Origin of the sequence: Nocardia caishijiensis NBRC 108228 (assembly GCF_001612825.1) — a bacterium.
Lineage (GTDB): Bacteria > Actinomycetota > Actinomycetes > Mycobacteriales > Mycobacteriaceae > Nocardia > Nocardia caishijiensis.
Window position 1 is genome coordinate 76,396 of the sequence record NZ_BDBE01000032.1, and the last position, 19,925, is coordinate 96,320.

Below are 19,925 nucleotides of genomic sequence, written 5' to 3' on the forward strand. Positions count from 1 at the left end.
CACGCTCGGGGCGTGCGGGCCGCGCCGGTGGCGGACCGAACAGCGCGTCCGGCAGTTGCCGTCCGGGCTTGGCCGTCACCTGCTGGAACAATTCGTCCGGTACCGATCGGACGGGCTCTTCAGAGGACATCGGGAGCTACCTTCGCCGCTGCGTTCCAAACATCGAGGCGCCAGCCGGGTCGGTCGATATCCGGGCCGTGGCTGGACAGCTGCACCCAGCTCGTATTGGCCAACCCGCCGAGGATGGGCCAGTTCTGGGGTGGCAGATCCAGCAACGCGGCCGTCAGGGCAGCGATCAGCCCGCCGTGCGCCACCAGGATGATAGTCCGACCGGGCCAATCCTGCCGCTCGTTGTACAGTTCGCGAACCACGGGCAGCGACCGGGCGCCGACCTCGAGTTTGCTCTCCCCACCGGGCGGACGGTAGGTGGCATCGAGCCGCCACTGCACCCGCGCACCGGGGTAGTCGGCGTCCACCTCGATGTGGGTCAGCCCCTCCCAGTCACCCAGGTTGGTCTCGCGCAGCCGGGTATCGGTGATCACCGGAAGCTCGCTGAGGTCACCGAGGGCCTGGGCGGTTTCCTTGGCACGACGCAGATCGGAGGCGTGGATGGCGATGGCGTTCCGTGAAACCAGTTCGCGGGCAGCCTCTTTGGCCTGCTGACGACCGAGCTCGGTGAGATCGGTGTCGATCTGGCCCTGCATCCGGTCGGCGGCGTTCCATTCGGTCTGCCCGTGCCGCAGCAGGATCAGCGTGCGCACATGGGCGTACTTGCTCACTCGCTGTCTACCTCTGCCTGCGCGTCGTCGTCGGCGGCCGGGGCCTCGGGTGTGGCGATGCCCTCGACGGGCACCGTCGGGCAGTCACGCCACAGGCGTTCGAGCGCGTAGAAGTTGCGCTCGTCGTTGTGCTGGATGTGCACGACCACGTCGACGTAGTCGAGCAGCGCCCAGCGCCCCTCGCGGGTGCCCTCGCGGCGAACGGGCTTGTGCCCGGCCTCGCGCAGCTTCTCCTCGACGTTGTCGACGATCGCGTTGACCTGGCGCTCGTTGGGCGCCGACGCGATCACGAAGCAGTCGGTGATCACCAGCTGTTCGGAGACGTCGAGGACAACGACATCGGTGGCGAGCTTGTCGTCGGCCGCGAGTGCGGCGACCTTGGCCATCTCGACCGCTTCGGCGGTGGCGCTCATGCCTTACCTTCCGTTCCTGCGGGCACGTAGAGGTGCCGCTTCGATATGTACTGCACCACGCCGTCGGGGACGAGGTACCAGACCGGCCGACCCTGGGCGGCGCGGCGACGGCATTCGCTCGACGAGATGGCCAGCGCGGGGATCTCGATCATCGTGACGGCATCGGCGGGCAGGTCCCGCAGATGTTCCTCGAGATGGTCGGTGTTCAGCTCGTACCCCGGACGGCTCACCCCGACGAACTTCGCCAGTTCGAACAGTTCGGCCCAATCCTGCCATGTCAGGATGTTGGCCAGCGCGTCCGCACCGGTGATGAAGTACAGCTCGGCGTCGGGATGGGCGCTCTGCATCTCGCGCAGGGTGTCGACGGTGTAGGTGACCTTGTTGCGTTCGATGTCGGCCCGGCTCACCGAGAACCTCGGATTGGACGCGGTGGCGATCACGGTCATCAGGTAGCGGTCCTCGGCGGGACTGACCTCCTTGCCCGCCTTCTGCCACGGCTGACCGGTCGGGACGAAGATCACCTCGTCCAGGTCGAACCGGTGCGCGACCTCGCTGGCCGCGACGAGGTGACCGTGATGAACGGGATCGAACGTGCCGCCCATCACGCCGAGCTTGCGACGTGGCCGGGCTGTCTCGTGCATGAGGTCCGAGCTTAATAGGACCGCCACCATTCGTACGGATCGGAGGGCTCCGGAGATCGGGGCCGATCGGCTCGTCGTGGTCGCGGGCCCCTTTCGGGCGGTCGGTGCTCGACCGTGCCCGAGACCTGGGCGCACATCTGGGCGAACTGACTGCGGGTGCGACGCAACTCCTCGACGTGGGGGACGGCCGGGTCGGCGGCGACGAGGCGATTGAGTTCGGTGAGCAGCACGTCCAGGGTCACCCACCATGGGCCACGCGGCGTCCCGCCGGGGCCGCGCAGTTGCAACCAGGCCGCCGCGCGCAGGCAGCGCGCACGGGGCACGATCTTGTCCTGTTCGCCCCACAACCCGGCCGCGCGCAGGTAGCCGCCGAGCGCCTCCGATTCCTGCCCGCAACATTCCCTTGCCACCGCGGCCGACCACAGCAGATCGGCGTGCCGGTGCCGCTCGGTGGGTGAGGCGGCGATCAGGCGCGCGGCCTCGGTGAACTGCCAGGCGGCCTGACGGTAGCGGCCGAGATGGTTGAGCGATTCGGCGAAGACCGCACGGACCTGCGCCAGCTCGCCGGGCGGGTAGCCGACCGCCTCGCCGAGCAATGCGTGGTCGAACGCCCGCGCCGCCTCGGTATGCGCGCCCGCCCGATGCCACGAGCGGCCCGCGACGATCCACAGATGTGCCGAGTCGGCCGCCGAGATCGGCGCCCAATCGGCGGCGGCCGCGGCGGCCGCGCGGGCGACATCACGAGCGCGACCGGGTTGGGCGGCGATCGCGGTGACCAGCCGTGTCCGCAGTTCCGCCCGCTCCCGCGACCCGAGCTCCGCCGCGCCGACGACCAGTGCCCGCCGCAACTGCTCCTCGGCCGCGTCCGGCGCATCGATCAGACGGGCCGCCGCGATCCTCGCGAGCTTTCGCGCGGCGCGGGCGAGCGAACCCGGCTCGAGAAGGCGAGCTGCCTCGGCGGCAGCGGAACCGGAGGCACCAGGCTGACCGGCGGGAGCACCGACCCGCGGCTCCGCGTCGTCGGCAGCACCCTCGTCGATCGACCCGCCGACTCGCGCGGTGGGTTCGACCGGCCCGACGAGTGCGGCTGGGACGGCGAATTCGGCTCGAGCGTCATCGTTCTCGGCGGCGAACCGGTCGCTCACCGGGCGAACCACATCCGCACGACACAGACGCGGACGACGAATCCGGCCCTCTGGTCCGATCCCCGATGTTCAGTTCGCCCGTCGTCGCGCGACGCCCCTGCCAGCATGGCGGTGATCTTGGTGGCTCGCCCCTACGAGTGGCTTAACGTCGGCTCAACGGCTCAGCGCACCGGCCGTTTGGACCTCGGGAGTTTGGCGACGACGGCGTCGTAGGACGCGTCGATGAGTTCGCGTAATTCGTCGTCGGGAACGGTACCGCCGACGCGAATGCTGTTCCAGCCGTAGCGGCCGATGTAGGCCGACGCGGTGACATCGTCGGGATAGATGGTGACCAGTTCGTCGGCCTCGGCGCGGTCGCGCCCGCATTTGAGACCGATCGAGGAACCCGCACCGAGGAACGCGAACACCTTGTCGCCCACCTTGGCCACGGTATCGCCCTCCCACGGTTCGTCTTCCCACGCACCGGGTTTGGCCAGGCAGTACGCCAGGACATCCATCTCGCGGCTCCTCCTCAGACCGGCAGCAGCTTGGACACGACCTCGGTGAGCTGTCGCGCCGAGCGGCACTCGTGCATCTCGATCACCGCACCGTAATCGGGCGCGGCCGAATCCCCTGTGCCCCACAGCTTGTGCGGCTCCGGGTTGAGCCAGTGCGCGTGCTTGGCGGTCTCCACCAGGCCGCGCAGGACGTCCACCTGCGGGTTGCGGTAGTTGGTTCGGCCGTCGCCGAGCACCAGCAGCGAGCTGCGGCTGGTGACGGCGTCGCCGAAATTGTCGGCGAAGCTGGTGAAGGCCTGGCCGTAGTCGGAGTGGCCGTCGGAATCGATGACGGTTGACTCGGTGAAGATCCGGGTGAGCACGTCGTCGAGACCGGCCTGCGGACCGAAGTAGTCGGTCACCTCGTCGGTGCGGTCGACGAACGCGAAGATCCGTACCCGGGAGAACTGTTCGCGCAGGGCGCTCACCAACAGCAGGGTGAATCCGCTGAAGCCGGCCACCGAGCCCGAGATGTCGCACAGCAGAACGAGATCCGGGCGGCCGGGACGCGGTTTGCGCTGCACCAGGTCGATCGGCACGCCACCGGTGGACATCGACGCCCGCAGCGTTTTGCGCAGGTCGATCTCGCCGCGACGGGAACGCCTGCGCCGCACGGCCAGGCGCGAGGCCAGAATCCGGGCCAATCGATGGGTCCCCCGGCGCAGGTCGGCGAGTTCGCGTTCGGAGGCGCGCAGGAAATCGGCGTCCTCGGCCTGCCTGGCCACGCCGTAGTCGGCGACCCGTTCCCGCCCGATCTGCTCGGCGACGCGGCGGTTCGTCTCCTCCTCCACGCTGGCCCGGAACCCGGCGATGCGCATCCGCAGCAGGCGCTGCGCGATCTCGGTGTCGCGGTCGCTCGCCTCGGGGGGCAGGGCGAGCCCGGCCAGCGCCCGCGCCAGCAAGGTCTGCGGGGCGAGGTCCTTGAGCGCCTGGTAGGCGGAGAACGACGGCCCGCGCGCCGACTGGTACCGCCCGAGCTGCTCCACCACCTGGGCGGCGAGCGACTCGAGTTGGTTGCCGGTGTCGGGGGTGGCGAGCAGTTCGGCGAGCTGTTCGCGCAGGGCGGGGACATCGACGCGCCCGTCGGGTGTGCGCGGCAGTTCGGGCGCCTCGGCGCTGCGCTGCCCGACGGCGACCGGGAACCACAGATCGAAGAGGCTGTCGAAGGTGGCGCGGTGGGTGGGGCGGCGCAGGAGCGAGCAGGCCAGCCCCTCCCGTACCGCTTCCCGGTCGAGGAGGTCGAGCACGGTGAGCACCTGGCCCGCGTCGACGGTTTCCGACGGGCCGACCGGCACACCGCGCGATCGCAGCGCCGCGACGAAACCCGCGACGTGACCACTGAGGCCGTGGGGCGCGGGCGCTGTCATCGTCAGGCCAGTTTCAGCTCGGCCAGCGCGCGCTGATGATCGCTGCGGTGCTTGAGCACCACGCCGAGGGTGGCCCGCACCGTCGCGTCGTCGAGGTCCTCGGACCCCAGCGCGAGCAGGGTGTTGCCCCAGTCGATCGTCTCGGCCACCGACGGCAGCTTCTTGAGCTGCATCCCGCGCAGCACGTGCACGATGCGCACCAACTGTTCCGACACCACCGCCGACAGCTCGGGCACCCGGCTGGCCAGGATCCGGCGCTCGAGGTCTTCGTCGGGGAAGTCGAGGTGCAGGTAGAGGCAGCGACGTTTGAGCGCCTCGGACAGTTCGCGGGTGGCGTTGGAGGTGAGCACCACGAACGGTTTCCGGGTGGCGGTGATCGTGCCGAGTTCCGGAACGGTGACCGCGAAATCGCTGAGCACCTCTAGCAGCAGACCCTCGATCTCGACGTCGGCCTTGTCGGTCTCGTCGATCAGCAACACCGTCGGTTCGGTGCGCCGGATCGCGGTGAGCAGCGGGCGCGAGAGCAGGAACTCCTCGGTGAAGACGTCGGCTTTGGTTTCGGCCCAATCGTTCTCGCTCGAGGCCTGGATCCGCAGGATCTGTTTGGCGTGGTTCCACTCGTAGAGGGCGCGGGCCTCGTCGACACCCTCGTAGCACTGCAGACGCACCAGTTCGGCGTCGGCGACCTGGGCGACCGCGCGCGAGAGTTCGGTCTTGCCGACACCGGCCGGGCCCTCGATGAGCAGCGGTTTACCCAACCGGTCGGCGAGGAACACCGAGGTGGCCGTGGCCTTGTCGGCCAGGTAGCCGGTGGTGGCCAGGCGGGCGATGACGTCGTCGACCGAGGTGAAGATCGGTTCCTGTACCAGTGTCACGGTCACACCGGCCGAGTCTGGCCGTCGCCCCACACGATCCACTTGGTCGAGGTGAGTTCGGGCAGTGCCATCGGGCCGCGGGCGTGCAGCTTCTGGGTGGAGATACCGATCTCGGCGCCGAAGCCGAACTGCTCGCCGTCGGTGAACGCGGTGGAGGCGTTCACCATCACGGCGGCCGCGTCGACGCGGGTGGTGAACTCGCGCGCGGCGGCCAGGTCGGCGGTGACGATGGCCTCGGTGTGACCGGTGCCCCAGGTGTTGATGTGCTCGACCGCGGCGTCGAGATCGTCGACGACCTTGAGCGCGATGTCCAGCGTGAGGTACTCCTCACCCCAGTCCGCCTCGGTGGCGGGCACCTGACCGGGCAGGTCACCGTGAATGGTGACGCCCGCGTTCTCGAGCGCCTTCGTCAGCCTCGGCAGCGCGGTCTCGGCCACGGCGGCGTCGACGAGCACCGTCTCGGCGGCGTTGCAGACACTGGGCCGACGGGTCTTGGCGTTGAGCAGGATGGCCTCGGCCATGTCGAGGTCGGCGGCGGAGTGCACGTAGACGTGGCAGTTGCCGGTTCCGGTCTCGATGGTCGGCACCTGCGCGTCGCGGACGACGGCGTTGATCAGACCCGCGCCGCCGCGCGGGATGACCACGTCGACCAGGCCGCGCGCCTGGATCAGGTGGGTGACGCTCGAGCGGTCGTTGCTCGGCAGCAACTGCACCGCGTCGGCGGGGATACCCTTGGCCGTCAGAGCCTCGCGCAGGATCTCCACGAGCGCGGCGTTGGATCCGGCGGCCGAGGACGAGCCACGCAACAGTGCCGCGTTGCCCGACTTGAGGGCGAGACCGAACGCATCGACGGTGACGTTGGGACGTGCCTCGTACACCATGCCGACCACACCGAGCGGAACCCTGGTCTGCCGGATCTCGAGCCCGTTGGGCAGGGTGGAGCCGCGCACGACGACACCCACCGGGTCGGGCAGCCCGGCGACCTGGCGCAGGCCGGAGGCGATGCCGTCGATGCGGTCCTGGGTGAGCCGTAGCCGGTCGAGCAGGTTCTCCTCGGTGCCCGCCGCCCGCGCGGTCTCGATATCGGCCGCGTTGGCCGCGAGCACCCGATCGGCGGCGGCGAGCAGCGCGTCGGCCGCCGCGTGCAATGCGTCGTTCTTCTGCGCCGTGGTGAGCTGAGCGAGCACACGGGACGCGACGCGAGCCCTGCGGGCGGCGTCGTGCACCGCTGCGCGGATGTCGAGCTCGGGGGTCACTTCTACCGTCATGGGTATCAGCGTACGCAGTGTGCCCGCTCCACTCGACGCCGCCCGGCGCCCGGAATGTGGCTCCGACCGGCAGCGGGACCGAGTTGTCCACAGGGTCTTGCTCAGGTCGTCGATGCGTGCGAGGCGGTGTTTTCTGGGAGCGGGGCTGTTCCACACAGTCACCGCCCGGAACCCGGTGTGACAGCTAGATTCGAGGCCATGGACCACTCCGCCACCCCGACCGTCGTGGTGTTGGGCAGCGTCAACATGGACCTGGTCACCACGACGACGCGTCGGCCCGCTCTCGGTGAAACCGTGCTCGGCTCCGGCTTCGCCACGGTCACCGGCGGCAAGGGCGCGAACCAGGCGATCGCCGCGGCCCGTTCCGGCGCCCGGGTGCGTTTCCTCGGGGCGGTCGGTGACGATGCCTTCGGCACCACTTTGCGCACCACGCTCGACGACGCGGGCGTCGACACCACTCTGTTGCGCACGGTCTCCGGCCCGAGCGGCGTGGCGACGATCGTGGTCGACAGCGCGGGTGAGAACAGCATCATCGTCGTCGCCGGGGCGAACGGGCAGGTCACCGACCTGACCGAGGACGAGTTCGCGGCGATCGAGGCCGCCGACATCCTCCTGTGCCAGCTCGAGATCCCCCTCGAAACCGTCGCCGCCGCCGCTCACCGCGCCCGCGCCGCCGGGACGCTCGTGGCCCTGAACCCCTCCCCCGTCCAGTCGCTACCGGCCGACTTGTGGGCCGACACCGAGCTGGCGATCGTGAATTCGTTGGAGTACGAACAGTTCTCGTCACCGCTGGGTCAGGTCGCGCACGTCGTCCGAACCCTGGGTTCCGGTGGTGCGCTCTACCGTGGCGACGACGGCGCGGAACTGTCCGTCGACGGGCTGGCCGTCGACGTGGTCGACACGACGGGCGCGGGCGACGCCTTCGCAGGCGCCCTCGTCGCACGGTGGTCACACGGCCCAGCCGCCGCCCTGAACTGGGCCAACACCGCGGGCGCGCTGGCGACCACCCGGCTCGGCGCCGCCGCGGCCATCCCCGGGCGGCAGCAGATCGCCGCCTCGCTCGCCGACGTTCGCTGATCCTGCGTGGCGACAACGACCCTCGTTTAATGAGGTGCGCCGCCCATCACCAGGCCCCTACCGTTGGTCCTCCATCGAGGAAAGGACCGACCATGTTTCCCGTCGAGCTGCGCGGTACCCGAGCGCAGACGCTCATGTGGGCAGACGAGCACCAGATCGAGCAGGCCGCGCTGCGCCAGCTCCGCAACATCGCGGAACTGCCCTGGGCGCACGGACTGCGCGTGATGCCGGATGTGCACCTGGGCAAAGGCGCGACGGTCGGTTCGGTCATCGCCATGCGTGACGCGGTGGCGCCCGCCGCCGTCGGTGTCGACATCGGGTGCGGCATGGAGAGCGTGAAGACCGACCTGACGGCGTCGGATCTGCCCGACGACCTGCGCTCGCTGCGTTCGCGGATCGAGCAGGCGGTGCCGGTCGGTTTCCAGGCGCACAAGGATGCCGTGAACGTCAGCAAGCTGGAAGCCGGTTCGCATCGGCAGGCGGCCCTGCGGGCCGGTGGCTGGGACCGGTTCTGGCGTGCGTTCGGCGAGTTGCATCCGGGTGTGTCCGCGCTGGAGTCCAGGGCGCACAAGCAGCTCGGCTCGCTCGGCGGCGGCAACCACTTCATCGAGATCTGCCTCGACCAGGACGACTCGATGTGGATCCTGCTGCACTCCGGCTCGCGCAATATCGGCAAGGAGCTGGCGGAGCGGCATATGGCGGTGGCGCGGACGCTGGCGCACAACCAGTCGCTGCCCGATCGCGATCTGGCCGTCTTCCTCGCCGGGACACCGGAGATGGCGGCCTACCGACGGGACCTGACCTGGGCACAGGAATACGCGGCGCGCAACCGCGCGGTGATGCTCTCGCTGGTGTGCCGGGCGGTGCGCGACGAATTCGCCGAGCGTCCGATCGGTTTCGAGGAGCCGATCAGCTGTCACCACAACTATGTGGCCGAGGAGCGCATCGACGGCGTGCCGATGCTGGTGACCCGCAAGGGTGCCGTCCGGGCAGGTGCCGGTGAGCTGGCGTTGATCCCGGGGTCGATGGGCACGCGGTCCTATGTGGTGCGTGGTAAGGGCAATCCGCTGTCGTTCCAGTCGGCCTCACACGGGGCGGGGCGGCGGATGAGCCGCAGCGCGGCCAAGAAGCAGTACACGGTGGCGGACCTGGTCGCCCAGACCGAGGGCGTGGAATCGCGCAAGGACGCGGGTGTGGTCGACGAGATCCCGGCCGCGTACAAGGACATCGACGAGGTGATCGCGGCCCAGACCGACCTGGTCGACGTGGTGGCGACCCTGCGTCAGGTCCTGTGTGTGAAGGGCTGATACGGCGACGGGTCTGTATCGCCGCTCGAACCTGTCGGTGGGGTGGGGCAGCATAGGGCCCATGACCACAGCGGCAGGTAACGACGTGCTCGACCTGATGGCTCCCGACCTGCGCGAACGCGCCGAGGAGTTGCTCCGCGACCTCGCCGGACCCCAGGCTGCGCTCCGCGAGGATCAGTGGACGGCGATCGAGGCGCTGGTCGTGCGGCGGAACCGGGCACTGGTCGTCCAGCGCACCGGGTGGGGCAAGTCGGCGGTGTACTTCATCGCGGCCAAACTCCTGCGCTGGGCCGGTCGGGGGCCGACGGTGATCGTGTCGCCGTTGCTGGCCCTCATGCGCAACCAGGTGGCCGCCGCCGAACGGGCGGGCGTGGTGGCGGCCACCATCAACTCGGGCAATGTCACCGAGTGGGACGAGATCCATCAGCGGGTCGCGGCCGGTACGGTCGACGTGCTGTTGGTGAGCCCGGAACGCTTGAACAACCCCGACTTCCGCGACCAGGTCCTGCCGAAACTCGCGGCCGACGCCGGGCTGGTCGTGATCGACGAGGCGCACTGTGTGTCGGACTGGGGTCACGACTTCCGCCCCGACTACCGCCGCATCCGCACCCTGATCGCCGACCTCGGCTCCGACGTGCCGGTGCTCGCGACCACGGCGACCGCCAACGACCGGGTCGTCACCGACGTGGCTGGTCAGATCGGCACCGACACGCTCGTCCTGCGCGGCTCCCTCGACCGCGAGTCGCTGCACCTGTCGGTCGTCCGCTTCGACGACGCCGTGCAACGCACCGCCTGGCTCGGCGCCCAGCTGGACCGGCTGCCCGGCTCCGGGATCATCTATTGCCTCACCGTGGCCGCGGCCAACGACCTGGCCGACGTGCTCACCACCCACGGCCACACCGTCGCCGCCTACACGGGCCAGACCGACCCGGCCGAACGGGAGGCGCTGGAGTCGGCACTGCTCAACAACGAGGTCAAAGCCCTGATCGCCACCTCGGCCCTCGGCATGGGCTTCGACAAACCGGATCTGGGCTTCGTGGTGCACGTCGGTGCGCCGTCCTCCCCCATCGCCTACTACCAGCAGGTCGGTCGCGCGGGACGCGGCACCGATCGCGCCGAGGTGGTGTTGCTGCCCGGCCAGGAGGACGCGCGTATCTGGAGCTACTTCGCCTCCGTGGCCTTCCCGCGCGAACACATCGTTCGCTCGGTGCTCGCCGCCCTCGACACCGAGCGGCCGATGTCGACGATCGCGCTCGAACCGCTCGTCGAACTGAACCGGTCGCGGCTGGAAATGGTGCTCAAGGTGCTCGACGTGGACGGCGCGGTCCGACGGGTGCGCGGCGGCTGGCTGTCCACCGGACAGCCCTGGACCTACGACACCGAACGCTACGAACGGCTCGCCGCCGCCCGCGACGCCGAGCAACAGGCGATGATCGACTACCAGTCGACCACGACCTGCCGCATGACATTCCTGCGCCGCCAGCTCGACGACCCAGGCCTCGACGGCCTGGCCACCGCCGAGCTCGACTGCGGCCGCTGCGACAACTGCACCGGCACCCGCCCCGACACCAGTATCGACGACGCCGCGATCGCCGCCACCCGGGCCCGGCTCGATCGCCCGGGCCTCGACCTCGCACCCCGCAAACAATGGCCGACCGGCATGGCGAAACTGGGGATCCCGTTGTCGGGCAAGATCACCGGCGGCGCCGAGACGGGACGGGTACTCGGCAGGCTCACCGATCTCGGCTGGGGCCAACGCCTGCGCGCCCTGCTCGACGGACCCGACGCCCCGGTGCCCGACGCGGTGTTCGACGCGTGTGTCGCCGTGCTGCGCGACTGGGACTGGTCGGCCCGCCCCACCTCGGTTCTGGCCCTGGAATCGCCGAGGTACCCCCAGCTCACCACCAGCCTCGCGCAGCGCCTCGCCCAGATCGGCAGACTCACCGACCTGGGCACCCTGCGCGCACGACCCGACCGTCCGCCGGTCTCGGCCGCGAACTCCGCCCACCGGGTCGCGGGCTTGTTCGACTACTGGGAGGTGCCCGACCTGTCGCCGGTGAACGGCCCGATCCTGCTCGTCGACACGCTCACCGACACCGGCTGGACGATGACCGTCGCCGCTCACGCCCTCCGAGGCGGCGGCGCGGACGCGGTTCTGCCGTTCGCACTGGCCACGCCGACCTGATCCACCCGCCCCGGTACGGGGAGTCCCGTAGTCTCAGCACGTACGCGCAGGTCTAACGGCCGACGATGGAGTCGCGATGACGTCGAAGAAGCTCCCCCCGATCGCCGTGGTCCGCGCGCTCGACCGCGTGCGCGACGCGCTGACCAAGCTCAATCGGCGACTGGTTCCCGGCCATATCGCGCTGCTGGAAATGCAGTTCGCGGGGTTCCTCTCCCAAGCCGTCAGCACCGCCGCCGACCTCGGCATCGCCGACCAGCTCGCCGACGGCCCACGCACCTCGGCGCAGCTGGCCGACGCGCTCGAGGTGGACGAGGACGGACTGCGCAGACTCCTGCGGCTGCTCGTGAGCTACGGGGTGTTCGCCCAACGCCGCGACGGCAGGTACGCCCTGACCAGGATCGGGACGACGTTGCGCGGCGACGCGGCGGTGACCATGCGCGAGGTGTCCCGCTTCTTCGGCTCGCCCTACCACCGCAACCACTGGACCCACCTCGGCGATGCCGTGCGCACCGGCGAGGCCGTTGGCACGGCGCTGGAAGGGGCGAGTTTCTTCGAGTACGCCGCGCGCGACCGCGAGGTGGGCGACCTGTTCGATCGGGCGATGACCAGCGTCGGCACGCTGTCGATCGACCCGCTGCTCGCCGCCTACGACTTCGGCCGATTCGCCACCATCGTCGACGTCGGCGGCGGACACGGCAGCCTGCTCCTCGAGATTCTTCGCCGACATCCCACGACCAACGGTGTGCTGTTCGATCTGCCCGGCGTGGTCGAGGATCTGAGCACCGAGCTCGCGTCAGCGGGGCTCGAGTGGCGCTGCACGGTGGAAGCGGGTTCGTTCTTCGAGGCCGTGCCCTCGGGCGCCGACGCCTACCTGCTCAAGAACGTCCTGCACGACTGGTCCGACGAGCACGCCGAACACATCCTGCGCACCATCCGCGCCGCCATGAGCCCGACCGCGACGCTGCTGGTGATCGAGCTGGTACTGCCCGAGCATCATCGACCACACCCGGGAAAATTCGTCGATCTGGAGATGCTGGTCAACACCGACGGCGGCCACGAACGCACCGAAGCCCAGTACCGCGCGCTGCTCGAGCGTGGCGGCTTCACCCTGACGCGCACGGTGCCGACCGTGGCGCCGGTCAGCGTGCTCGAAGCCGTCGCACGCTGATCCGGCCCGACACGCCGTCACCGATTGTGTGTCCCGCCGGTGCGCAGTGTTTCAATGCGGCTATGACCAGGACCACATTTGCTCGAACCCTGATGGCTGTCGCCACGGGCTGTGCGGCCGGCTTCACCATCTTCACCGCCCCCGCCCAGGCGACGAACGAGAACCCGCTCGACTGCGCGGGTGTGCCGGGCGCCCAGGCCGCCGCCGACCGGGAAAGCGCGCGGCGCGGCATCGCCATCACCCCGCTGTGCTTCAGCGGCGGTCTGTACAGCGGCATCCACGCCGGTATCCCGCTCCCGGTGCTCAACCCGTTGACGATGCCGGGCACCGACACCGTGTGCGTCGCCGAACGCGAAACCGTCGAGGCGGCGGCCAAATTCGAATGGACCGAGCAGGTGCACGTGATGCCGATGTGCATCCAACACCGCGCGTTCGGGGTGTACGAGCTGTAGTCGCGGCGCCACGCGGGTCCGCGTCCGGCCACGAGGCGGACCCGCTCGTCTATCGTTGCGCGTGTGGCCAAGTCTGCGGCTCCGGCGGTCGAACTGCCGGTAGGTGAGCACACGGTGCGGGTCAGCAATCCCGACCGGGTGTATTTTCCCGAGCTCGGCGTCACCAAGCTCGACCTGGTGAACTACTACCTCAGCGTCGGTGACGGCATCGTCGACGCGCTGCGGGACCGGCCGTGCATGCTGCACCGTTTCCCCAAAGGCCTGGCCGGGGACAAGGTTCATCAGAAGCGGCTGCCCGCCGGGGCGCCCGACTGGATTCCCACCGTGCGCGTGTACTTCCCGCGCTACGGCAGGCACGCCGACGAACTGTGCGTGGAGAAGCTCGCCGACGTCGCGTGGGCCGTGCAGATGTCCACCGTGGAGTTCCATCCCTGGAATTCCCGCGCCACCGACACCGAGTCGCCCGACGAGTGGCGCGTCGACCTCGACCCCATGCCCGATTGCCCCTGGTCGCGCGTGCAACGCGTCGCGGGCGTCGTGCACGAGGTGCTCGACGAGTTCGGTGCCGTCGGCTGGCCGAAGACCTCCGGCGGTCACGGCCTGCACGTGTACGTGCGGATCGCTCCCGAGCACGGCTTCCAGCAGGTGCGTCGCGCGGCGCTTGCCTTCGCGCAGGAAGTCGAACGACGCGCCCCCGCCGACGTGACGACCGCGTGGTGGCGCCGCGATCGCGACCCCGCCGCCGTGTTCGTCGACTACAACCAGAACGCCCGCGACCACACCATCGCCGCCGCCTACTCGGTGCGCGGTGTCCCGGCGGCCACCGTGTCGACACCGGTGCGCTGGGCCGAGATCGACGCCATCCATCCGCGTGACTTCACCATTCGGACCGTCCCGGCGCGCTACGCCGAACTCGGTGACATCCAGGCCGACATGGACGACGCCGTCTTCGACATCACTCCCCTCTTGGAGCTCGCCGACCGCCACGGCGTCGACGAACCCGTCGACATCGACGAATCGTGAGGTGAAACCTCGACGCGGCCACGGCGGTCCGGGAGAATCGAGGATCCGACCACCGGCCCCAACCAGGAGGACTCTGTGCAGGAATCCGCGATCACCGTCGCGATCGGTCCTGACCCGAACGCTCCGCGACTGCTCGAGAAGGCGGTCGTCGGTGCGGGTGCCCGGGTCGGTCCGCTCGCCGAAGCCGACGGTCTGGTCTGGACCGGCACCCCGGGTGAGTTCCCGTCCGACCTGCCGCCGTCGGTGCGCTGGGTACAGTTGCCCGCCGCCGGAATCGAGGACTTCTTCGACGCCGGGGTGTTCGCCGCCCACCCCGAGCCGACCTTCACCTCCGCGGCGGGAGCGTTCGCCCACAGCGTCGCCGAGCACGCGCTGATGCTGTTGCTCGCGGGTGTGCGGTACCTGCCCGAACATCTGCGCGCGACCTCGTGGCGTCAGCGTGAGTTCTTCCCGCACGTCGGCTCGTTGCGCGGCAAGACCGTGACGATCGTCGGCGCGGGCGGGATCGGGCGTGCGCTCATCCCGATGCTCGCGCCGCACGGTGCGCACGTGATCGCGGTGAATCGGTCGGGTACCCGCGTCACCGGGCCTGGCATCGGGGCCGACGTGGAGACGGTGCCCGCCGATCAGCTCGGCCGGGTCTGGTCGCACACCGATCATGTGGTCGTCGCGGCCCCGGCCACCGCGCAGACCCGGCACCTGATCGGGGCCGACGAACTTGCCCGGCTCAAGCCCGCGTCGTGGGTGGTGAATGTGGCGCGCGGCAGCCTGATCGACACCGACGCGCTGGTCGACGCCCTCACCCGAGGCGTCATCGGCGGTGCGGGACTCGACGTCACCGATCCGGAGCCGCTGCCCGACGGCCACCCGCTGTGGACACTGCCGAACGCGATCATCACGCCCCACGATTCGAACCCGCCGCAGCTGCGGCTGGCGGCGTTCGCCGATCACGTCGGCGCGAACGTCGGGCGGTTCGTCGCGGGCGAACAGCTGCACGCGATCGTGGATCCGGCACGCGGCTACTGAGTACCCTGGTGTCGGGGAAGGAGTTGTGCGTATGCCCGACAACGAATCAGCGGATCCGCGCGCACGATGGCGCCACCTTCCGCCGGAGCCGGAACGACTTGTCGAGGAGACCGTCGTCGACACCTCACCGTCGAGCCTCGCCGAGCTGGGCATGGATCCCGGCGAAGATTCCGTTCGGAGATATGGCGGCTGATCGGTAGGCCATTGCCCGACACTGCGGTTAGGCTGAGCTCGTCCTGGTTCGGTAAGGATGGGATCGGCAATGGGATGGACCTTCACCGCGGACGAGTTCGCGCACGTCTGGCGGGAGACCGGTCACGACCGGGTGCCGTTTCCGCTGCGGTTGCTCGAAACACCGCGCACCGAGGACGAGGCGCGCCGATTACGTTCGACGCTCGACCAGCGATTCGTCCAGGGCAGCGATCCCGATCTCACTGCCTGCCTGCGGATTGTCGCCGAACCGCACGCCAGGATCGTGCTCGTCGGCGGTGGCCACACGCCGGGCAGCGAAATCCGGTTGCTGGCGTGCGCGGTCTACGATCACGCGGTTCTCGTGGTGCAGGAGCCCGGTACCCGGCCCGATTACGGTGGGCAGGTGCGGGTTTCGATCGGGCACAGCGCCGGGATCGGCGCGCGCGTCACCGCCTGCCTCCCCGACACCCCGCCCGGCCGTGAGCCCGCGCGCGAGGCGGCGGCCGAGGCGGTGCGCGACGAGGAGACGGTGATCGCGGCTCATCCCTCGGTCCCCCGGATCCAGCGCCTGCTGCGCCGCCAGCACACCGCCGAGGGACACATCCGCATCGAAACCGGACTCGACCGCGAAACCCCTTCCCCGCCTGTGCATTACAGCTGGATCGACGTCGCGGGCGACGGACGCTACCTGCTCCGTGTCGGGGAAACGGTGCATGTGGTTCCCGCTTCGACCGGCCAGCTCGCCGCGCAACTGCAACGCCGGGTGGCACCGGCACACAGTTCGCACAATCGTAGGTCCGGCTAGCCTGGACACCGACGCTTGATCTGGAGGGGAGACGCGATGACGATCGAGAGCAGCCGAGCCGAGATCTCCCGGTTCCGCAGCGCCGCCGCGGCGGGGACGGTGAAGTTCGATCCCGAGGCCGCGCGCCGGTGCGCCGATCTCTACGCACAGCAGGCCGACCGGCTCGCCGAGTTACGCCACGATCTCGAAAACGCCGCCGAGGCAGGCGGATTCGGTGGTTTCGTCTCCGCCCAACAGCTGCAGGCGGGCTTCGCCCACAAAGCGCGCGATGCGGCCGATCTGCTCGATCGCTACATCGAAGCGGCCTACCGGATGCGGGAGGCGTTCCTGCTCAGCGCGGGCCTCTACGAGGAAGCCGATGCCGCCGCGAATGCCGCGCTGCGCGCCATCGATACGCGGGTGCACTGATGAGTACCGATCCCACCTACATCAGTGCGATGGAACATTTCGAGTCCATGCCGCACGAACAGATCTATGCCCGCACCCAGCAGATCGACGCGGGTGAGATCCTGGGCGCCTCGATGACCTGGCTGGAAACGGCCGCCACCCTCGCCACCCTCCCGGTCACCAAGGCCAACGCCGACCAGGTGATGGCTGAGGCCGGATGGGAGGGCGCGGCAGCTGAAGCCGCTGCCGCGAGCACCCGTAGTTTCGCCGCCGCCATCGATGAATTGGCCGCGGTGATGGCCGAAGTCGGTACCCGCCTCGGTGGTGTCGCGGCGGCCGCCGAAGCGGTGAAACTGGCGGTGGTCGCGCCCGGCGACTCCGGACCGATCGGTACCATCGCCCGTCTGCTGGAAGCCGCGGATGTCATCGACGCGCAGATGGCGGCCGAGGCGTTGCGCCAGGAAGCGCTCCTGGCCATGAACATGATCTACAAGCCCGCCTACAGCCTGGCCGGAACCGGCGTCCCCGCCCTGCCCGTGCCCGCCGGGGAATCCCCTGCGCCCCTGGATCCGCCGCGAACCAACGGCGCACCCCCTGCGGCAGGCTCCCCCCAGAACCCCGCGCCCCCACCGTCCGCCACCGAACCACCGGCACCGACCGGCGAGCCCGCGCCGCCGACCCCCGCCACCCCCGGCGAAGGCTCGGCCCCGAGCACCGAACTTCCGGCACCGCCCAGCGAGAGCCCTTCGCCGACGACCGAGCCCCCGCCGCCCAGCGATAGCCCGATCCCGCCCAGCGAAAGTCCATCGCCTACAAGCGAAGTTCCGGCGCCGCCGAGCGAAAGCCCCTCCCCCACACCCGAACCACCGGCACCGCCCACCGAAAGTCCATCGCCCACGAGCGAAGTTCCGGCGCCGCCACCCAGCGACAGCCCGATACCGCCCAGCGAACCACCGGCCCCGCCGACGACGAATCCTCCACCGCCTCCGGCGGAAAGCCCGGCACCACCGAGCGAACCGCCCGCGCCACCCGCACCCCCCAGCCAGCAGGATTCCAACCCGACCGCACCGGACACCAACGTGCCTCCGGCACCACCCGCACCCCAGGGCGCCCCCGACATGTCCGACCCCGGCGGCCAACCCGGCGTCACCGGCCCCGTGCCCGGCGCCGAACCACCCCAACCGGCACCACCACCCCAACCACCGTCGGGCCTGGACCAGCCCGGAGTCATCCCGCCACAGCGATAGGCCGACGCAGTCGGTGGGCAGTCTCATCCTGAGTCTGCCGTCCGAGAAGATCAGGCCCCACGGGGACCAGTGGAGGTCAAGGGGCCCGGTCGGACATCCGAATTCCTGCGATACCACCAGCACCCTTGAATGGCCCCGACATGTCCGACCCCGGCATCACCGGCCCTCCGCCCGATGGCCAGCCCCGCGTCACCGGCCCTCTACCCGACGGCCAGCCCGGCATCACCGGCCCTCTACCCGACGGCCAGCCCGGCATCACCGGCCCTCTACCCGACGGCCAGCCCGGCATCACCGGCCCTCTACCCGACGGCCAGCCCCGCGTCACCGGCTCTGCGCCCGGCACCGAAACACCCCCACCGGTACCACGAGCCCAGCCGCCATCGGCCGGGACCAACCGGCGTCATTCCGCCGCAGCGATAGGTCGACGCATTCGGTGAGCAGACTCAGGAGAGACTGCCGTTCGAGAGGATCAGGCCCAAGGGGACCAGCGGAGGTCAGCGGAACTCGACCGCACACCCAGTCGGCGTGGGCCGACCGGATGGCATCACGTGTCGGTGCGTGAGGTGAAGACGATCAGCTTTCACGCCGATGGAAAACGAGGTGCCAACCCGGAGGCACGGTGACCCTCGTCGGTGGATCCACCTGTTCGATACGCTCGTCCACTTGGTGATCGGGGAAGTCGGCGACGACTTCAGCGGCTACGCAAGTGGTCGAGTCGCGGTCGTCGTCGGTGATCGGCCCCTCGACGACGAATCTGATGGAGATCACGCCGTCTTCCGCCGTGCAGAACACCGCCCTGAGAGCGGCCGAAACCTCGTGCCACAACGCGCGACCGACCGAGAGAACCAGGTCGCCACGGCTCGGCTCCACCTGCCTGCAGGTCGAGGTCGGAACGCTCACACCTTGACCAGGTCGTCCGCGTGGATGACCGGGCGCTGCATGGTGTCGGGGAGGTCGGTGGTGGAACGGCCGAGCATGGTGGACAGTTCGGTGCTGTCGTATTCCACGACCCCCCTGGCGACGACCTCGTCGGCGGGACTGACCAGGTCCACCACATCGCCGCCGAAGAAGCGGCCGCGGATGCCGGTGATGCCCGCGGCGAGCAGGGAGCGGCGCTCGGCGACAGCGGCGACGGCACCGTCGTCGAGCAGGACCGCGCCGCGGGTGTCGGCGGCATGGCGGACCCAGAACTTGCGGCCGGAGAGGCGGACGGGCCGGGCCGCGAAGGCGGTGCCGACGGTGCCGTCGGCCAAGGCGGTCGCGGCGTCGGCGGCGGAGGCGAGCAGGACGGGAATGCCCGCGTCGGCCGCGAGACGGGCGGCCGACAGTTTGGAGGCCATGCCGCCGGTGCCGAGCGCACCACCGCTGCCCGCGATGACGCCATCGAGGTCGGCGCTGCCGCGCACCTCGGGAATGAAAGTCGCGGGTCCCTTGCGTGGGTCGCCGTCGTAGAGTCCGGCCACATCGGAGAGCAGGATCAGGGCGTCGGCGCCGACGAGGTGGGCGACGAGGGCGGCGAGCCGGTCGTTGTCGCCGAAGCGGATCTCCTCGGTGGCGACGGTGTCGTTCTCGTTGACCACCGCGACCGCACCGAGCGAACGCAACCGGTCGAGGGTGCGCTGGGCGTTGCGGTGGTGCTCGCGGCGGGCGAAGTCGTCGGCCGACAGCAGGACCTGGCCGACGGTGCGGCCGTAGCGGGCGAACGAGGTTCCCCAGGCGTGCGCCAGGGCGAGCTGCCCGACACTGGCCGCGGCCTGTTTGGTCGCGAGGTCTTTGGGCCGCTTCGACAGGCCGAGCGGTGCGAGCCCGGCGCCGATGGCGCCCGACGACACCACGACCACATCGGACCCCGCGCGCATCCGCGCTTCGACGGCATCGGCGAGCAGATCCAGCCGACCGGTGTCGAGACCGCCTTCGAGGCTGGTCAGGGCCGACGAACCGATCTTCACCACCACGGTGCGTGCCGACACGATCGCGGCCCGCCCCTGGCTCAGCTCCGAACCCACCTGCATCGCCCAACTCCCTGCCCGAA

At 70.0% G+C, this 19,925-nt stretch carries 20 protein-coding genes; 10 read left to right on the forward strand and 10 right to left on the reverse strand.

Annotated features, from left to right (window positions below):
* Positions 1-119: 119 nt before the first annotated feature.
* The 8 genes from NC7_RS17030 to NC7_RS17065 all read right to left on the reverse strand — a co-directional run bounded on the left by NC7_RS17030 (position 120) and on the right by NC7_RS17065 (position 7,024).
* Positions 120-779 carry a histidine phosphatase family protein gene (locus tag NC7_RS17030; protein ID WP_067984223.1) on the reverse strand — a complete coding sequence of 220 codons (660 nt, stop codon included), beginning with the start codon at positions 777-779 and terminating at the stop codon, positions 120-122.
* Positions 776-1,192, reverse strand: a complete 417-nt coding sequence (rsfS, locus tag NC7_RS17035; protein WP_067984225.1) for a ribosome silencing factor — start codon at positions 1,190-1,192, stop codon at positions 776-778. Before rsfS ends, NC7_RS17030 begins: the two co-directional genes overlap by 4 nt.
* Complete coding sequence (gene nadD / locus NC7_RS17040) at positions 1,189-1,833, reverse strand: nicotinate-nucleotide adenylyltransferase (protein ID WP_067984227.1); 645 nt, start codon at positions 1,831-1,833, stop codon at positions 1,189-1,191. Before nadD ends, rsfS begins: the two co-directional genes overlap by 4 nt.
* An 11-nt stretch (positions 1,834-1,844) precedes the next feature.
* On the reverse strand, positions 1,845-2,978 hold the full coding sequence (locus NC7_RS17045; protein WP_157102043.1) for a hypothetical protein: 1,134 nt from the start codon (positions 2,976-2,978) through the stop codon (positions 1,845-1,847).
* Positions 2,979-3,139: 161 nt separating this feature from the next.
* A complete protein-coding gene (locus NC7_RS17050; RefSeq protein WP_067984231.1) occupies positions 3,140-3,475 on the reverse strand; it encodes an MmcQ/YjbR family DNA-binding protein in 336 nt (111 codons plus the stop codon).
* Positions 3,476-3,489: 14 nt separating this feature from the next.
* Positions 3,490-4,881: a vWA domain-containing protein gene (locus tag NC7_RS17055; RefSeq protein WP_067984233.1), complete on the reverse strand. Its 1,392-nt coding sequence runs from the start codon at positions 4,879-4,881 to the stop codon at positions 3,490-3,492.
* A 2-nt stretch (positions 4,882-4,883) separates the two neighbouring features.
* The gene (locus tag NC7_RS17060; RefSeq protein ID WP_157102044.1) at positions 4,884-5,762 is read right to left on the reverse strand and encodes an AAA family ATPase; all 879 of its coding nucleotides are present in this window, start codon (positions 5,760-5,762) and stop codon (positions 4,884-4,886) included.
* On the reverse strand, positions 5,759-7,024 hold the full coding sequence (locus NC7_RS17065) for a glutamate-5-semialdehyde dehydrogenase (RefSeq protein WP_067984236.1): 1,266 nt from the start codon (positions 7,022-7,024) through the stop codon (positions 5,759-5,761). Before NC7_RS17065 ends, NC7_RS17060 begins: the two co-directional genes overlap by 4 nt.
* A gap of 198 nt (positions 7,025-7,222) precedes the next feature.
* Between NC7_RS17065 and NC7_RS17070 the strand changes: the two genes are divergently transcribed.
* The 10 genes from NC7_RS17070 (at position 7,223) to NC7_RS17115 (ending at position 17,893) form a co-directional block, all read left to right on the forward strand.
* Positions 7,223-8,101, forward strand: a complete 879-nt coding sequence (locus tag NC7_RS17070) for a ribokinase (protein ID WP_067984239.1) — start codon at positions 7,223-7,225, stop codon at positions 8,099-8,101.
* A gap of 92 nt (positions 8,102-8,193) precedes the next feature.
* Complete coding sequence (locus NC7_RS17075; protein WP_067984241.1) at positions 8,194-9,408, forward strand: RtcB family protein; 1,215 nt, start codon at positions 8,194-8,196, stop codon at positions 9,406-9,408.
* 61 nt (positions 9,409-9,469) lie between these two features.
* The gene (locus tag NC7_RS17080) at positions 9,470-11,593 is read left to right on the forward strand and encodes a RecQ family ATP-dependent DNA helicase (protein ID WP_067984243.1); all 2,124 of its coding nucleotides are present in this window, start codon (positions 9,470-9,472) and stop codon (positions 11,591-11,593) included.
* Between the two features lie 76 nt (positions 11,594-11,669).
* Positions 11,670-12,761: a methyltransferase gene (locus NC7_RS17085; protein WP_067984246.1), complete on the forward strand. Its 1,092-nt coding sequence runs from the start codon at positions 11,670-11,672 to the stop codon at positions 12,759-12,761.
* Positions 12,762-12,823: 62 nt separating this feature from the next.
* Entirely contained in the window at positions 12,824-13,213 is a 390-nt protein-coding gene (locus NC7_RS17090) for a hypothetical protein (protein ID WP_236573546.1), read from the forward strand.
* Positions 13,214-13,276: 63 nt separating this feature from the next.
* A complete protein-coding gene (gene ligD / locus NC7_RS17095; protein WP_067984250.1) occupies positions 13,277-14,236 on the forward strand; it encodes a non-homologous end-joining DNA ligase in 960 nt (319 codons plus the stop codon).
* 75 nt (positions 14,237-14,311) lie between these two features.
* Entirely contained in the window at positions 14,312-15,262 is a 951-nt protein-coding gene (locus NC7_RS17100) for a D-isomer specific 2-hydroxyacid dehydrogenase family protein (protein WP_067984251.1), read from the forward strand.
* Positions 15,263-15,524: 262 nt separating this feature from the next.
* Positions 15,525-16,259 (forward strand): ESX secretion-associated protein EspG, encoded by a 735-nt coding sequence (locus tag NC7_RS17105; protein WP_067984254.1) that lies wholly within the window; start codon positions 15,525-15,527, stop codon positions 16,257-16,259.
* A 36-nt stretch (positions 16,260-16,295) separates the two neighbouring features.
* On the forward strand, positions 16,296-16,667 hold the full coding sequence (locus NC7_RS17110; RefSeq protein WP_067984256.1) for a hypothetical protein: 372 nt from the start codon (positions 16,296-16,298) through the stop codon (positions 16,665-16,667).
* Complete coding sequence (locus NC7_RS17115) at positions 16,667-17,893, forward strand: hypothetical protein (RefSeq protein WP_067984258.1); 1,227 nt, start codon at positions 16,667-16,669, stop codon at positions 17,891-17,893. The genes NC7_RS17110 and NC7_RS17115 overlap by 1 nt, the downstream gene beginning before the upstream one ends.
* 573 nt (positions 17,894-18,466) lie before the next feature.
* Here the strand turns inward: NC7_RS17115 and NC7_RS17120 are convergent.
* Entirely contained in the window at positions 18,467-18,793 is a 327-nt protein-coding gene (locus tag NC7_RS17120; RefSeq protein WP_157102045.1) for a MafI2 family immunity protein, read from the reverse strand.
* The gene (gene proB, locus NC7_RS17125; RefSeq protein WP_157102046.1) at positions 18,790-19,905 is read right to left on the reverse strand and encodes a glutamate 5-kinase; all 1,116 of its coding nucleotides are present in this window, start codon (positions 19,903-19,905) and stop codon (positions 18,790-18,792) included. Before proB ends, NC7_RS17120 begins: the two co-directional genes overlap by 4 nt.
* Between the last annotated feature and the right edge of the window lie 20 nt (positions 19,906-19,925).

What these genes read in the sequence shown, in the direction of transcription:
- NC7_RS17105 (WP_067984254.1), top strand. Translation starts at nt 15,525, where the DNA reads ATGGGATGGACCTTCACCGCGGACGAGTTCGCGCACGTCTGGCGGGAG.
- nadD (WP_067984227.1), bottom strand. Translation starts at nt 1,833, where the DNA reads ATGCACGAGACAGCCCGGCCACGTCGCAAGCTCGGCGTGATGGGCGGC.
- NC7_RS17085 (WP_067984246.1), top strand. Translation starts at nt 11,670, where the DNA reads ATGACGTCGAAGAAGCTCCCCCCGATCGCCGTGGTCCGCGCGCTCGAC.
- NC7_RS17090 (WP_236573546.1), top strand. Translation starts at nt 12,824, where the DNA reads ATGACCAGGACCACATTTGCTCGAACCCTGATGGCTGTCGCCACGGGC.
- NC7_RS17065 (WP_067984236.1), bottom strand. Translation starts at nt 7,024, where the DNA reads ATGACGGTAGAAGTGACCCCCGAGCTCGACATCCGCGCAGCGGTGCAC.
- NC7_RS17115 (WP_067984258.1), top strand. Translation starts at nt 16,667, where the DNA reads ATGAGTACCGATCCCACCTACATCAGTGCGATGGAACATTTCGAGTCC.
- NC7_RS17110 (WP_067984256.1), top strand. Translation starts at nt 16,296, where the DNA reads ATGACGATCGAGAGCAGCCGAGCCGAGATCTCCCGGTTCCGCAGCGCC.
- NC7_RS17055 (WP_067984233.1), bottom strand. Translation starts at nt 4,881, where the DNA reads ATGACAGCGCCCGCGCCCCACGGCCTCAGTGGTCACGTCGCGGGTTTC.
- proB (WP_157102046.1), bottom strand. Translation starts at nt 19,905, where the DNA reads ATGCAGGTGGGTTCGGAGCTGAGCCAGGGGCGGGCCGCGATCGTGTCG.
- rsfS (WP_067984225.1), bottom strand. Translation starts at nt 1,192, where the DNA reads ATGAGCGCCACCGCCGAAGCGGTCGAGATGGCCAAGGTCGCCGCACTC.
- NC7_RS17070 (WP_067984239.1), top strand. Translation starts at nt 7,223, where the DNA reads ATGGACCACTCCGCCACCCCGACCGTCGTGGTGTTGGGCAGCGTCAAC.
- NC7_RS17075 (WP_067984241.1), top strand. Translation starts at nt 8,194, where the DNA reads ATGTTTCCCGTCGAGCTGCGCGGTACCCGAGCGCAGACGCTCATGTGG.
- NC7_RS17050 (WP_067984231.1), bottom strand. Translation starts at nt 3,475, where the DNA reads ATGGATGTCCTGGCGTACTGCCTGGCCAAACCCGGTGCGTGGGAAGAC.
- NC7_RS17080 (WP_067984243.1), top strand. Translation starts at nt 9,470, where the DNA reads ATGACCACAGCGGCAGGTAACGACGTGCTCGACCTGATGGCTCCCGAC.